The sequence below is a fragment of the Allobosea sp. genome (assembly GCF_035944895.1).
Lineage (GTDB): Bacteria > Pseudomonadota > Alphaproteobacteria > Rhizobiales > Beijerinckiaceae > Allobosea.
Genome location: NZ_DASZAT010000002.1, coordinates 188,355 through 201,981, shown reverse-complemented (window position 1 = coordinate 201,981; position 13,627 = coordinate 188,355). Strand labels below are relative to the sequence as shown.

Genomic DNA, 13,627 nt, shown 5'->3' with positions numbered 1-13,627 from the left:
CGACGCGCTTAGCACGGTCACCGCGGGCTCGATCGCCGGCGACGGCCAGATCCGGATCGATCGCAACTCGACGCTGGAGACCGGCGCGACCAATGCTTCGACCACGTTCTCCGGCCAGATCTCGGGCGACGGCGGACTGCGTAAGGTCGGCACGGGCACGCTGACGCTGACCACAGGAAACACGTATTCGGGCGGGACGGTGATCGCCGGCGGGGCGATCAGCATCTCGAAGGGGGACAGACTCGGCGACGCCTCGGGGGCACTGACGCTCGATGGCGGCGTGCTGCAGGTGACCGATACCATACTGCACGAGCTGACGCGCGACATCATCCTCGGGGCCAACGGTGGCGGCTTCGACATCGTCGAGGCCGGAAACACCTTCTCGGTCTCGCAATCCTTCTCCGGCACGGGCTCGCTCAGCAAGGCTGGGGCCGGCACGCTCGTGCTCAAGGGTACGAACAGCTATTCCGGCGCGACGACGGTGTCTGAGGGAACGCTGCGGGCCGGCGCCGCCAATGCCTTCTCCACCAATTCGACCTTCACGGTGGCATCGGGCGCGACGCTCGATCTTGCCAGCTTCAACCAGAGCATCGGCTCGCTCGCCGGTGCCGGCACGGTCATGCTCGGCTCGGGCACGCTGACGGCGGGCGCGAACAATTCATCGACAACCTTCTCCGGCACGATCACCGGCACTGGCGGGGTGACCAAGGCCGGCACCGGCACGCTGACGCTGACGGGCACGAACACCTACACCGGCTCGACCAAGGTCTCGTCCGGCAAGCTGGTGGTGAACGGCTCGCTGGCGAGCAGCGTGACGCTCGACGGCGGCACGCTCGGCGGCTCCGGCACGATCGGTGGCGTGAGCGTCGGCAGCGGCGCGACGGTTGCGCCCGGCAACTCGATCGGCACGCTGACCGTCTCGGGCAACGTCGCCTTCGCCGCGGGCTCGACCTATCAGGTCGAGGTCAACGCGGCCGGGCAGGGCGACAGGATCGTCGCCTCGGGCTCGGCGACGATCACGGGCGGCACCGTGCAGGTGCTGGCGGAGAACGGCAATTACGCGGCGAGCACGAACTACACGATCCTGACCGCCTCGGGCGGCGTGACCGGGACCTTCACGGGCGTCTCGTCGAACCTCGCCTTCCTGACGCCGTCGCTGGCTTACGACAGCCAGAACGTCACGCTGACCATGACCCGCAACGACACCGGCTTCGGCCCGGGCGGCAACGGGAGCAACTCCATCGCCGCCACCCGCAACCAGGGTTTCATCGCGATCGCGGCGGAGCGGCTGGGCGTTGGCAATCCGGTCTATGACGCGCTGATCTCGGCGACGGCTGCCGAGGCCCGCGCCGGCTTCGACCTGCTCTCGGGCGAAGCCCATGCCCAGGCGGTCGCGGTGATGATCGATGAGAGCCGGCTAGTGCGCGACACCATCCTCGGCCATCTGCGCGGGCCGCTGCTGACCGCGCCGGGTCAGCAGGTCGCGGGCGCCTTCACTGCCGACCTGCCGGGCCGCAAGGGCGGCGTGGTGATGCCCGCCCCAGTGCCGCAGCCGCGTTATGCACTCTGGGGCACGGCCTTCGGCAGCACCGGCAACACCGACGCCGACGGCAACGCTGCCTCGCTCAGCCGCCGCAGCGGCGGCGCCCTGCTCGGCGCCGACTTCATGGTCTATGACGCGCCGGGCTCCTCGCTGAAGCTCGGCGTCGCCGGCGGCTACAGCCAGTCGCGCTTCGATCTCGATGCCCGCCTGTCCACCGGCAAGCTCGAGAGCGGCCATGCGGCGCTCTATGCCGGCACCCGCTTCGGCAATCTTCGCCTCGATGCCGGTGCGGCCTATAGCTGGTCCGAGAGCGACATCCGCCGCCAGGTTCAGATCCGCGGCTTCGGCGACCTGCTGCGCCTGCAGCGCCCGGGTTCGGTGACGCAGGGCTTCGCCGAGCTCGGCTATGGCTTCGCCTTCAGCGGCATTGCACTGGAGCCCTTCGCCCAGCTGGCACTGATCCGGGTCAGCACCGACGCCGGCACGGAGCGGGGCGGCGCTGCGGCCCTGCGCGTTCTCTCCAGCGACCAGACGCTCGGCTTCACCACGCTCGGCTTAAGGGCCGAGGCGCAGCTTGGGGCGATGCCGCTGTTCGCCCGCGCCATGCTCGGCTGGCGCCATGGCTTCGGCGATCTCACGCCGCAGGCCCGCACCGCCTTCGTCGCCGGCACGACGCCGGCCGCCGTCTTCGCCGCCCCGATCGATCGCGAGGCGCTCGTCGCCGAAGCCGGGCTCGACTGGCGGATATCGCAAGCCACCGCCCTCGGCCTGACCTACTCGGCGGCTGTCGGCGAGCGCTCCCGTGACCACGCTCTCAAGGGCAGGGTCGAGATGCGGTTCTGAAGAGGGATCTGCCGGCGCGAATGCGCCGATTGAATTTGCGTCGCCGTGGAGCAAATCTGTGAGCTGCCGAGTTATCGGACGGCAGCCACGATCCCGCTTTGCGGCATCGCGTGCTGGCCACTCGCGGTTCGGCATCGAGAGGGATGGAGACAGCAGCCATGGCGGAGAACGGCAATCGCGAAGCGCTGGACGATCTGATCGCACTGCTGCGCCGACAAATTTCCGACCTGACGGAACAGGCTACCGCCGCGTCCGGCTCCGGGAGCGAGGAGAGATTGTCGGACCTGCTCAACGAGAAGCAGGACCGCCTCAACGAGCTGCTGAAAGAGCGGTCGGCCGGCGAAGGCTGAGGCCGGGGGTATCCGAGGTCAGGGACGCAAGGGGAGCGGCGCCACGCAACTCCCAAACGGGCGCTGGCCGCGATTCCCCCAAAACGAAAAAACCGCCCTGCGAGGGGCGGTTCTTCAAAACCAGATCAAGCAGTTAGGCTGAACGCCTCACTTGATCTTGGTTTCCTTGAACTCGACGTGCTTGCGCGCGACGGGGTCGTACTTCTTCTTCGACATCTTCTCGGTCATGGTACGCGAGTTCTTCTTGGTCACGTAGAAGTACCCGGTGTCCGCGGTCGAGATGAGCTTGATCTTGATGGTCACGGCCTTGGCCATGGCGGAGCCCTCGAACAGATGGGGCCGCCTGGGCCCACGCAAAAAAACAAAATGGCCGGGCGAGCCCGGCAATCCGATGGGCGGGGAATGCCGTATCGGCGCTGGCAAGTCAAGGAATATCGGGCGCAGGACCGGAATTTCCGCTGCCCGGTGGTGTCAGAGCAGCTCGCGCACGAAGCTGCCGCGCTTCTCCCAGTAGAACGGAACCGGCAGATATTGGGCGAATCCCGCCTTCAGCCGCTCCTCGACCTCGGCGATGATCACCTTGGTGATGGTCGGCAGGTCGAGCTCGCGCGCCTCGTCGAAGGTGACGGAGACGAGGTCGGTAAGCTCCGAATCGGGGCCGATCACGCCCTCGACCTTGCCGGCGACGGCGCGGGCATCGACCGCGAAGAAGCGGGTGTCGAAGCGCTTGGGCCGGCGCGGCGGGGTGATGGCGCGGGCGACGAACGTGACGGCGCCGAGATCGGGGAAGACGCCCTTGGCGGCGAACTCGGCCCAGACGCCCTCGGGCGGGTTCTCGGGGGCGCCGTAATCGGCGCTGCCGAAGAGGAGGCCGGTTTCCTCGAAGGTCTCGCGGATCGCGGCCAGCGCCAGCGCGCGGCCGCGCTGGACGCTCGGGCGCACACAGCGGGCGAGGAGGCGCTGCTCGCAGGGGTCGGCGAGGGCGCCGGTCGCGGCCATGCGGCGGTCGCCGGCTTCGATGCGTCCGCCCGGGAAGACGTATTTGCCGGGCATGAACTTGTGGCCGGCATGGCGCTTGCCCATCAATACCCTGGGCTTCTTCCCGGAATGATCGAGGATCAGCATGGTCGCCGCATCGCGCGGGCGCAGGTTGACGCTGGTGCGTGCCCGCTCGGCCTGGGTCAGGGTGATGGTGTGGTCGCTCATCGTCCGCCGATCGCCTTCATGGCGGGTTGGCGCTCGGGCTTGGGCATCGCGCCGCCGAAACCGTGCATGCGCAGCGCCCATTGCAGGCCGATGACCGCGCCCTTGGCCGGCTGCATCAGCAGGAGCGAGAGCAGGATGGTCAGCGGCGGCCAGGTCCACATATGCATCACCATCGACCAGTCGCTGTACTTTTCAGCCAGCAGGATGCCGCCGACGACGATGTGGCCGACGATGGTGATGACGATATAGGGCGGCAGGTCGTCTGCGCGCTGGTGATGCAGGGTCTCGCCGCAGGCTTCGCAGGAATCGACCGGCTTCAGGAAGGCGCGGAAGAGCCTGCCCTCGCCGCAATGCGGGCAGCGGCCGAAGAGGCCGCGACGCATAGCCTGACGCCAGTCGCGAGCCTGGACCGGCTTGGGTTGGTGACAATGTATGGACATGGGGTTCTTCGTGGTTCAGGGCATCAGCGTCTGCGGCCTGATCGTGTAGGCGGGGGCCGGCCCTTCTTTCGCCCCATAGGTAAAGCAGGGCGTGACCTTTTGCCAGAGCGGTCGGATGTCGCGGGCCTTCCCTCTGTGAGCAACTCGAAGCGCAGCGCGCCTGCGACCGGCGCCGCCTCGACCAATTTGACATGGACACGGTCGCCGAGACGCCAGCTTTCGCCGGTGCGATCGCCGACCAGCGCATGGGCGCGCTCGTCATGACGGTAGTAGTCGGCGCCCAGGGTCGAGGCCGGGATGAAGCCGTCGGCGCCGGTGCCGTCGAGCTTGACGAAGAGGCCGGCGCGGTTGAGGCCGGCGATGCGCCCGTCGAAGCTCGAACCGATCTGGTCGGCGAGGAAATGGGCGATCAGCCGGTCGGTAGTCTCGCGCTCGGCCGCCATGGCGCGCCGCTCCGCCGCCGAGATCCTTGTCGCGACCTCGCGCAATTCGGCGAGCGTCGCCGATTTAGGCAGGCCGTCATCGCCGAGCTTCAGCGCCGAGATCAGGGCGCGGTGCACGATCAGGTCGGCATAGCGCCGGATCGGCGAGGTGAAATGGGCGTAACGGCGCAGGTTCAGGCCGAAATGCCCGTAATTCTCGGCGACGTACTCGGCCTGCGCCTGGGTGCGCAGCACGACCTCGTTCATCAGGAGCTCGTTCTCCGAGCCCTTGATCATCACGAGGATACGGTTGAACAGCACCGGCCGCAGCGCCGCGTCCTTGGACAGCTTGATGCCGATCGAGGCCAGCACCTCGCCGAGCGCCCGCATCTTCTCGAGCGAGGGCTCGTCATGGCAGCGATAGATCAGCGGGCTCTTGGCCTTCTCCAGCGTCTCGGCCGCGGCGACGTTGGCGAGGATCATGAACTCCTCGATCAGCCGGTGCGCGGCGAGCCGCTCGGGCACGATCACGCGGGTGACCTTGCCGTCGGCATCGAGGACGAGCTTGCGCTCGGGCAGATCGAGATCGAGCGGTTGGCGGGCGTCGCGGGCGCGGGCGGCCGAGCCATAGGCGGCCCAGAGCGGCATCAGGATACTGTCGCGGATCGGGCCGGTGAGATCGTCCGGCTTGCCGTCGATCGCGGCCTGGGCTTGTTGATATGAGAGCTTTGCCGCCGAGCGCATCATGATGCGGTGGAAACTGTGGCTCTTCTTCGAGCCATCGGCCTTGAGGATCAGGCGAACGGCAAGGGCAGGGCGGTCCTCGCCGCCGCGCAATGAGCAGAGATCGTTCGAAATCCGCTCCGGCAGCATCGGCACGACGCGGTCGGGGAAATAGACCGAGTTGCCGCGCTCCAATGCCTCGCGATCGAGCGCCGAACCCGGGCGGACGTAAGAGGCGACGTCGGCGATCGCGACGGTGACGATGTGGCCGCCGGGGTTGTCGGGATCATCGTCGGCCGCGGCATGGACCGCGTCGTCATGGTCCTTGGCGTCGGCGGGGTCGATGGTGATCAGCGGCAGGGTGCGCCAGTCTTCTCGGCCAGCGAGGGTCGCGGGCTTTGCAGCTTCCGATTCCGCGATCGTTGCCGGTTGGAACTCGTTCGGGATGCCGTGGGCGTGGATCGCGATCAGCGAGACCGCGCGCTCGGATTTCAGCGAGCCGAGGCGCTCGCGCACCCTGGCCTGCGGCGGTCCGAAACGGCTCTCGCGGGCGAAGGAGACCGAGACGAGGTCGCCGTCCTCGGCGTTGCCGGTCTGCCCCTTCGGAACAATCGCCTCGCGCCCCTGCGCCTTCTTGTCGACGGGGACGAGTCGGCCGGAGCCGTCGGGGAGGGCGCGGAAGATGCCGAGCACCTGCGCCTTGGCCTTGCCCATGACCTTGAGGGTGCGGCCGGACCATTGATAGCCCTCGACACCGCGCAGCTTCGTCAGCTTGAGCAGAACATGGTCGCCGACGCCGGGGGCGGCCGCTGCGGGGGTCTTCGGCTGGCGGCGGAATTCGCGCTGGCGCTCGAGCAGGATCTTCGGCGCCTCGCCCTGATCTGCCTCGTTCCATTCGAGCGGAGCGGCGATGAGATCGCCTTCGCGGTCGCGCGTCTTGATCTCGCAGAGCAGGACGGCAGGGAGGGCAGCATGCGGCTTGACCGGGCCGGTGCCGCCATTCTCCTCCAGTTCGAGCTCGCGCAGCAGGCGCTTCAGCCAGATCTTGCCGCCGCCATCGAGCTGGAAGGCCTTGGCGATGTCGCGCCGGCCGGGCTCGCGGCCGGCGGCGCGCTCCTCCTCGATGAAGGCGAGGATGGCATCGCGGGAGAGGTCGGCGTCGGGACGGGACAAAGGCTCGGGCCTCGTCAGCAGCGGCTGGGCGCAAAGGTCATGGACGGTTTCTGCCATGACGCGACGAGCGGCGCCAGAACGGCCTGTGCAGAACTGCTGCCCGAAACGGAGAAGGGCCGCCCTTGCGGGCAGCCCTTCCATTGCCGAACCGCAGCCCCGGTAACAGGGCTTAGGCGTTGCAGAAAATCACGCGGAACCGAACCCCTCATGGGACGAGTCCAGGCCACGCGCCACCCGCAACAGCGGTTGATGACAATGAGACACTGGATCACCTCCTTTCAGTTGTTACCGACAAGGAGGAGGCTAGGGTGATTCCGCCGCCGGCGTAAATGGCAAAGATTCAGCGGATCACAGGTCGCGTGACTGCAATGAAAACGGGCATTGGGAGGGATTGTGGCAATTCTGCCTATTTTATGAGCGGACAACTTGCCTGCTGAATAGTCATTTGCTGCCGGTGCACATGATGTTTGCGTAGAAAGGCGTCTCGCTGGCAGGAAATCGCTCCAAAAGCCGCCCTGAACATGCCTTGTTGCGGTGCCGATATGCCTCTGAACGGGGTTGGCATGCCGCTTGCGAACTTCCCCACCAGCCGGAACGGCAGCTGGCGCCCGGCAAGGGCGTGGTCAACAGGGACCTCAGGGGACATCGCAGTGAAACTCACTCGTCGCACGGTCATCGGCGCCGCCTTCGCAGGCGCCACGGTTCTCTCATCGCTGCTGCCGGCGGCGGCGCAAGAGACCATCAAGGTCGGTATCCTGCACTCGCTCTCCGGCACGATGGCGATCTCGGAGACGACGCTGAAGGACGTCATGCTCATGCTCATCGAGGAGCAGAACAAGAAGGGCGGCGTGCTCGGCAAGAAGCTCGAGGCGGTGGTGGTCGATCCGGCCTCGAACTGGCCGCTCTTCGCCGAGAAGGCGCGCGAGCTGATCGTCAAGGACAAGGTCGCGGCCGTATTCGGCTGCTGGACTTCCGTGTCGCGCAAGTCGGTGCTCCCGGTGTTCAAGGAGCTGAACTCGATCCTGTTCTACCCCGTCCAGTACGAGGGCGAGGAGAGCGAGCGCAACGTCTTCTATACCGGCGCCGCGCCGAACCAGCAGGCGATCCCGGCCGTCGACTATCTCGCCAAGGAGGAGAAGGTCGAGCGCTGGGTCCTCGCCGGCACCGACTACGTCTATCCGCGCACGACCAACAAGATCCTGGAGGCCTATCTTCTCGCCAAGGGCGTGAAGAAGGAGGACATCCTGATCAACTACACGCCGTTCGGCCATTCCGACTGGCAGACCATCGTCTCCGACATCAAGAAATTCGGCACGGCCGGCAAGAAGACCGCCGTGGTCTCGACCATCAATGGCGATGCCAACGTTCCCTTCTACAAGGAGCTCGGCAACCAGGGCATCAAGGCGACCGACATTCCGGTCGTCGCCTTCTCGGTCGGCGAGGAAGAGCTCGCCGGCATCGACACCAAGCCGCTGGTCGGGCATCTGGCCGCCTGGAACTACTTCCAGTCGGTCAAGACGCCGGAGAACGAGGCCTTCATCAAGCAGTGGAAGGCCTACAAGAAGAACGACAAGGCCGTCACCAACGACCCGATGGAAGCCCATGTCGTTGGCTTCAACATGTGGGTGAAGGCGGTCGAGAAGGCCAAGTCGACCGATCCGGACAAGGTCATCGATGCGCTGCCCGGCATCGAAGCCCCGAACCTGACCGGCGGCGTCTCGAAGATGCTGCCGAACCACCACATCACCAAGCCGGTGCTGATCGGCGAGATCAAGGCCGACGGCCAGTTCGACGTGGTCTCGAAGACCGGCCTCGTCGCTGGCGACGCCTGGTCGAAGGAGCTCGACGGCTCCAAGGACCTGATCGGCGACTGGGTCGAGAAGAAGTGCGGCAACTTCAACGTCAAGACCGGCAAGTGCGCCGGCAGCGGCACCTGAGTTAAGAGGGGGAAGGGCGGCACGGTCGGAAAGCCCGGCCGCCCTTCGAATTCCAGCTCATACGTCACATCCGGAATTCAACCATCTCGGTCGTCCCGGCCGGAGCGAAGCGCAGAGCCGGGACCCATGCCTGGGCCTCAATCGGAAAAGCTCAGGCATGGGTCCCAGGTCTCCCTCCGGTCGCCCGGGACGACCCGAACCGAGATCGTCGGAATAATGCCGCCCTTCATTCACCTCCTGCGCATGCTTGCGCTCGCGATGACGCTCGCCTTCGCGCCGGCTGTCGTATTCGCGCAGAGCGCCGAAGACGCCTTCGCGCGGCTCAACGCCGACAGCTTCTCGGACACGGCACGCGCCATCGACATCCTCGTCCAGAGCGCGCATCCGAACGCGGCCGTGATCATCGAGGCGCTGGCCGATGGCCGCCTGCTCGCCGGGGGCGGGGCGGTCGCGGTGAAGACCAAGGAAGGCGGTTTCCTCGACGCGAAGACAGGGCAGGCGTTGGCAGCCGCACCGGCTGGGCTGAACCCGGTCCGGCTCAACAACAATGTGCGGCGCACGATCCAGGGTGCGCTCGGCGGTCTCGGACTGATCAATCCCGATCCTGCAAAGCGCGTCGCTGCAGCGGAAGCCGTGTTCCGGGCGCGCGACGTTTCGGTGCTGCCGGTGCTCGAAGCCGCCATCGCCAAGGAAGGCAATGATCGGGCGCGCCGGGCGCTGCGCGAGGCGCAGGCGGCGATCCTGATCGTCAAGACCGACGCGCCGCCCTTCGACCGGATCGCCGCCGTCGATGTGCTGCGCGAGCGTGGCGACCAGGATGCGTTGGCGACGCTGCGGGCGCTGCCGGGCGATGCCACGCCCGGCCTCAAGGAAGCGCAGGCGCGCGCCATCTCCGACATCGAGGGCAAGCTCGCTCTGTGGCGGGCCGGGCAGAACCTCTGGTACGGGCTCTCGCTCGGCTCGGTGCTGCTACTCGCCGCGATCGGCCTCGCCATCACCTTCGGCGTGATGGGCGTGATCAACATGGCGCATGGCGAGATGGTGATGCTCGGCGCCTACACCACCTTCGTGGTGCAGGAGCTGATCCGGGCGAACGCGCCCTATCTGTTCGACTGGTCGCTGGCGATCGCGCTGCCGGCCGCCTTCATCGTCGCCGGCGCGGTCGGCATCGCGATCGAGCGTGGCGTCATCCGCTTCCTCTATGGCCGGCCGCTGGAGACGCTGCTCGCGACCTGGGGCATCAGCCTGATCCTGCAGCAGGCGGTGCGCACCGCCTTCGGCCCGACCAACCGCGAGGTCGGCGCGCCCTCATTCATGTCCGGCGCCTTCGAGCTTGGTGGCCTGGCCATCACCTGGAACCGGCTCTGGATCATCGTCTTCGCGGCGCTGGTCTTCGCGGCGCTGCTGGCGATCCTGAAGCTGACGCCGATGGGCCTGCAGATGCGCGCCGTCACCCAGAACCGGCGCATGGCCTCGGCGATGGGCATCCGCACCGGCCGGATCGACGCGCTGACCTTCGGGCTGGGCTCGGGCGTCGCCGGGCTCGCCGGCGTCGCGCTCTCGCAGATCGACAATGTCAGCCCCAATCTCGGCCAGAGCTACATCATCGACAGCTTCATGGTCGTGGTCTTCGGCGGCGTCGGCAATCTCTGGGGCACGCTGATCAGCGCCATGAGCCTCGGCGTCGCCAACAAGCTCCTCGAACCCTATGCCGGCGCCGTGCTCGGCAAGATCGCGCTGCTCGTCTTCATCATCCTGTTCATCCAGAAGCGCCCGCGCGGTCTGTTCGCGCTGAAGGGCAGGGCGGTGGAAGCATGATCACCCGCTTCCTCCTCTCGAACATGGACAAGCGGGGCTACGCCTTCCTCGCCATCGTCGCGGCGATCGGCCTGCTGGTGCCGCTGGCGAACCTGCTCATGCCGGCTGGCTCACCGTTTCACGTCTCGACCGCGACCATGTCGCTCTGGGGCAAATATCTCTGCTACGCGCTGCTGGCGATCTCGCTCGACCTGGTCTGGGGCTATTGCGGCATCCTTTCGCTCGGCCATGGCGCCTTCTTCGCGCTCGGCGGCTATGCGATGGGCATGTATCTGATGCGCCAGATCGGCTCGCGCGGCGTCTACGGCAATCCGCTCCTGCCCGACTTCATGGTCTTCCTGAACTGGGGGGAATTGCCCTGGTACTGGTGGGGCTTCTCGTCCTTTCCCTTCGCGATGCTGATGGTGCTGGCTGTTCCCGGCCTGCTCGCCTTCGTCTTCGGCTGGTTCGCCTTCCGCAGCCGCGTCACCGGCGTCTATCTCTCGATCATCACGCAGGCGCTGACCTATGCGCTGCTGCTCGCCTTCTTCCGCAACGACATGGGCTTCGGCGGCAATAACGGCCTGACCGACTTCAAGGACATCCTCGGCTTCAACGTACAGGCGCAGGGCACGCGCGCGGCGCTGTTCGCCATGACCTGCACGATGCTGATCGCCGGCTTCCTGATCGCCCGCGGCATCGTCACCTCGAAGCTCGGCAAGGTGGTGATCGCCATCCGCGATGCGGAATCGCGCACGCGCTTCCTCGGCTACCGGGTCGATCGCTTCAAGCTCTTCGTCTTCACCGTCTCGGCCTGCATGGCCGGTGTCGCCGGGGCGCTCTACGTGCCGCAGGTCGGCATCATCAATCCCAGCGAATTCGCTCCGGCCAACTCGATCGAGACGGTGATCTGGGTCGCGGTCGGCGGGCGCGGCTCGCTGGTCGGCGCGGCGCTGGGCGCCGTCGTCGTCAATTGGGCCAAGACGGTGTTCACCTCGGGCTTCATGGCGCCGTACTGGTTGTTCGCGCTCGGCGCGCTCTTCGTCTTCGTCACGCTGTTCATGCCGAAGGGCATTCTCGGCACCGTGCAGGGCTGGTGGGAGAAGCGCCGCAAGCCCGAGACGATGCCGGCGGCCGAGCCGGCGCCGGCGGAGTAACTGATATGAACGCTCCCACACCCGGCGCGCTGACCTCCTCGCTGCTCTATCTCGACGGCGTCAGCGTCTCCTTCGACGGCTTCAAGGCGATACGCGGCCTGTCTCTGACCATCGAGCCCGGCGAGATGCGCGCCATCATCGGCCCGAACGGCGCCGGCAAGACCACGATGATGGACATCATCACCGGCAAGACCCGGCCTGACGAAGGCACGGTGATGTTCGGCGGCTCGGTCGATCTGACCCGGCTCGACGAGGCGGCGATCGCCAATCTCGGCATCGGCCGCAAGTTCCAGAAGCCGACCGTGTTCGACTTCCACACGATCGAGGACAACATCCTGCTGGCGCTGAAATCGAAGCGCACGGTGCTGAAGACGCTGTTCTGGCAGACGGAAGGGCCGCAGCAGAAGCGGATCGACGACATCCTCGGCATCATCAAGCTCGCCGATAAGCGCGACCGGCTTGCCGGCTCACTCTCGCATGGCCAGAAGCAGTGGCTCGAGATCGGCATGCTGCTGGCGCAGGATCCCAAGCTCCTGCTCGTCGACGAGCCGGCCGCCGGCATGACCGATGGCGAGACGGCACAGACCGCCGTGCTGCTCAAGGAGATCGCGAAAGATCATTCCGTGATCGTGGTCGAGCACGACATGGGCTTCATCCGCGAGCTCGGCGTGAAGGTGACGGTACTCCACGAGGGCTCTGTATTGGCCGAAGGCCCCCTCGATCAGGTTAGCGCCAATGAGCGCGTGGTCGAAGTCTATCTGGGGCGCTAGGATGTTGGGGAAAAGCAAGAATCGGTTTTCCGATCAGCTCATGCAGCGGGACGACTGCTCATGCTGAACGTCGAAGCCATCGATCTCCATTACGGCGCCGCGCAGGCACTCCGGCGCGTGTCGGTCAGCGCCGAGATCGGCAAGGTCACCTGCGTCATGGGCCGCAACGGCGTCGGCAAGACCTCGCTGATGCGCGCCATCGTCGGCCATCAGCCGATCTCGGGCGGGCATATCCGGCTCGATGGCGAGGACATCTCGGCGCTGCGCAGCGAGGACAGGGCCCGCGCCGGCATCGCCTATGTGCCGCAGGGCCGCGAGGTCTTCCCGTTGCTGACGGTGAAGGAGAATCTCGAAACCGGTTTTGCGCCCTTGCCCCGCAAGGAGCGCTTCATCCCGAATGAACTGTTCGACCTATTCCCCGTGCTGAAGTCCATGCTGGGCCGGCGCGGCGGAGACCTCTCGGGTGGCCAGCAGCAGCAGCTCGCGATTGCGCGGGCGCTGGTCACCCGACCCAGGCTGCTGGTGCTGGACGAGCCGACCGAGGGCATCCAGCCCTCGATCATCAAGGATATCGGCCGCGCCATCGACTACCTCCGCCAGAAGGGCGGCATGGCGATCGTGCTGGTCGAGCAGTATTTCGACTTCGCCCGCGACCTCGCCGACACGATGTTCGTGATGGACCGCGGCGAGGTCGTGCTGGCCGGGCCGATGGCGGAGCTCGACGGCAACCAGGTGCAGCGGCTGATCCAGGTGTGAAACCCAAGGCGTTGGGCTGGGTCGCTTTTGGCCAGATGGACCCTAGTTGAAAGGCAGGAAAGAGGTTGCCGACCGTTTCAATCCCACGGCGGCTGGTCACTGGCTCCGCTTCATTGCATTCTCATACTCTTCAAAAATCTCGTCGTTGATCCGGTCTTTGTCCTCAGGCGTCAAAGCCTGGATCACCTCGCTTGCGCGCTTTGAAATTAGTTCGAGTTCGCCAGGGACAAGGTCAAAGGGCGGCTGCAATCCGCGAGCGTGAAATTCTGACTCCACGTCATTGAAGGCGGTTGGCGCCGGGCCCTCGCCTGCCACCCATTCACGCATTCGCTCGACAAACATGTCTCGAAGCTCCGCCTCGGCGACCGATCTGTGCCTACGCCCGCGGTTGAGATAGTCCTGTATTTGCTTCTGTTCAGATGCAGCGAGCGTGACCATCACGATCTGCTCGGTCGAAGGCACTTTCTTCACAGCGGCCCCTCCTCGAGAAAAGAGGTGGAGCCGAAGCTC

Annotated in this window: 12 protein-coding genes; 7 read left to right on the top strand and 5 right to left on the bottom strand. The window is 66.3% G+C overall.

Going from position 1 to position 13,627, the window contains the following annotated elements:
- Together VGV58_RS01180 and VGV58_RS01175 are read left to right on the top strand one after the other, a co-directional pair.
- On the top strand, positions 1 to 2,386 hold a 2,386-nt coding region (locus tag VGV58_RS01180), incomplete at its 5' end, for an autotransporter outer membrane beta-barrel domain-containing protein (RefSeq protein WP_326872129.1).
- 158 nt (positions 2,387 to 2,544) lie between these two features.
- On the top strand, positions 2,545 to 2,736 hold the full coding sequence (locus VGV58_RS01175; RefSeq protein ID WP_291674527.1) for a hypothetical protein: 192 nt from the start codon (positions 2,545 to 2,547) through the stop codon (positions 2,734 to 2,736).
- Positions 2,737 to 2,883: 147 nt separating this feature from the next.
- On the opposite strand, the gene rpmG is transcribed toward VGV58_RS01175, so the two are convergent.
- From rpmG to rnr, 4 genes are all read right to left on the bottom strand, one after another.
- Complete coding sequence (gene rpmG, locus VGV58_RS01170; protein WP_091828458.1) at positions 2,884 to 3,051, bottom strand: 50S ribosomal protein L33; 168 nt, start codon at positions 3,049 to 3,051, stop codon at positions 2,884 to 2,886.
- Positions 3,052 to 3,207: 156 nt separating this feature from the next.
- Complete coding sequence (locus VGV58_RS01165; RefSeq protein ID WP_326872128.1) at positions 3,208 to 3,942, bottom strand: NUDIX hydrolase; 735 nt, start codon at positions 3,940 to 3,942, stop codon at positions 3,208 to 3,210.
- The gene (locus VGV58_RS01160) at positions 3,939 to 4,382 is read right to left on the bottom strand and encodes a DUF983 domain-containing protein (RefSeq protein ID WP_326872127.1); all 444 of its coding nucleotides are present in this window, start codon (positions 4,380 to 4,382) and stop codon (positions 3,939 to 3,941) included. Before VGV58_RS01160 ends, VGV58_RS01165 begins: the two co-directional genes overlap by 4 nt.
- A 23-nt stretch (positions 4,383 to 4,405) precedes the next feature.
- Complete coding sequence (gene rnr / locus VGV58_RS01155) at positions 4,406 to 6,721, bottom strand: ribonuclease R (RefSeq protein WP_414643827.1); 2,316 nt, start codon at positions 6,719 to 6,721, stop codon at positions 4,406 to 4,408.
- Positions 6,722 to 7,374: 653 nt separating this feature from the next.
- Between rnr and urtA the strand changes: the two genes are divergently transcribed.
- From urtA to urtE, 5 genes are all read left to right on the top strand, one after another.
- The gene (urtA, locus tag VGV58_RS01150; protein ID WP_326872135.1) at positions 7,375 to 8,637 is read left to right on the top strand and encodes an urea ABC transporter substrate-binding protein; all 1,263 of its coding nucleotides are present in this window, start codon (positions 7,375 to 7,377) and stop codon (positions 8,635 to 8,637) included.
- Positions 8,638 to 8,853: 216 nt separating this feature from the next.
- Entirely contained in the window at positions 8,854 to 10,455 is a 1,602-nt protein-coding gene (gene urtB, locus VGV58_RS01145; protein ID WP_414643826.1) for an urea ABC transporter permease subunit UrtB, read from the top strand.
- Positions 10,452 to 11,591, top strand: a complete 1,140-nt coding sequence (gene urtC / locus VGV58_RS01140; RefSeq protein WP_326872125.1) for an urea ABC transporter permease subunit UrtC — start codon at positions 10,452 to 10,454, stop codon at positions 11,589 to 11,591. The genes urtB and urtC overlap by 4 nt, the downstream gene beginning before the upstream one ends.
- A gap of 5 nt (positions 11,592 to 11,596) precedes the next feature.
- Positions 11,597 to 12,361 (top strand): urea ABC transporter ATP-binding protein UrtD, encoded by a 765-nt coding sequence (gene urtD, locus VGV58_RS01135; protein WP_326872124.1) that lies wholly within the window; start codon positions 11,597 to 11,599, stop codon positions 12,359 to 12,361.
- 60 nt (positions 12,362 to 12,421) lie between these two features.
- The gene (urtE, locus tag VGV58_RS01130) at positions 12,422 to 13,117 is read left to right on the top strand and encodes an urea ABC transporter ATP-binding subunit UrtE (protein WP_326872123.1); all 696 of its coding nucleotides are present in this window, start codon (positions 12,422 to 12,424) and stop codon (positions 13,115 to 13,117) included.
- A 96-nt stretch (positions 13,118 to 13,213) separates the two neighbouring features.
- On the opposite strand, the gene VGV58_RS01125 is transcribed toward urtE, so the two are convergent.
- Positions 13,214 to 13,588 carry a hypothetical protein gene (locus VGV58_RS01125; protein WP_326872122.1) on the bottom strand — a complete coding sequence of 125 codons (375 nt, stop codon included), beginning with the start codon at positions 13,586 to 13,588 and terminating at the stop codon, positions 13,214 to 13,216.
- Between the last annotated feature and the right edge of the window lie 39 nt (positions 13,589 to 13,627).

Coding starts and splice junctions, on each gene's coding strand:
- VGV58_RS01175 (WP_291674527.1), top strand. CDS start 2,545: ATGGCGGAGAACGGCAATCGCGAAGCGCTGGACGATCTGATCGCACTG.
- rpmG (WP_091828458.1), bottom strand. CDS start 3,051: ATGGCCAAGGCCGTGACCATCAAGATCAAGCTCATCTCGACCGCGGAC.
- VGV58_RS01165 (WP_326872128.1), bottom strand. CDS start 3,942: ATGAGCGACCACACCATCACCCTGACCCAGGCCGAGCGGGCACGCACC.
- VGV58_RS01160 (WP_326872127.1), bottom strand. CDS start 4,382: ATGTCCATACATTGTCACCAACCCAAGCCGGTCCAGGCTCGCGACTGG.
- urtB (WP_414643826.1), top strand. CDS start 8,854: ATGCCGCCCTTCATTCACCTCCTGCGCATGCTTGCGCTCGCGATGACG.
- urtC (WP_326872125.1), top strand. CDS start 10,452: ATGATCACCCGCTTCCTCCTCTCGAACATGGACAAGCGGGGCTACGCC.
- urtD (WP_326872124.1), top strand. CDS start 11,597: ATGAACGCTCCCACACCCGGCGCGCTGACCTCCTCGCTGCTCTATCTC.
- urtE (WP_326872123.1), top strand. CDS start 12,422: ATGCTGAACGTCGAAGCCATCGATCTCCATTACGGCGCCGCGCAGGCA.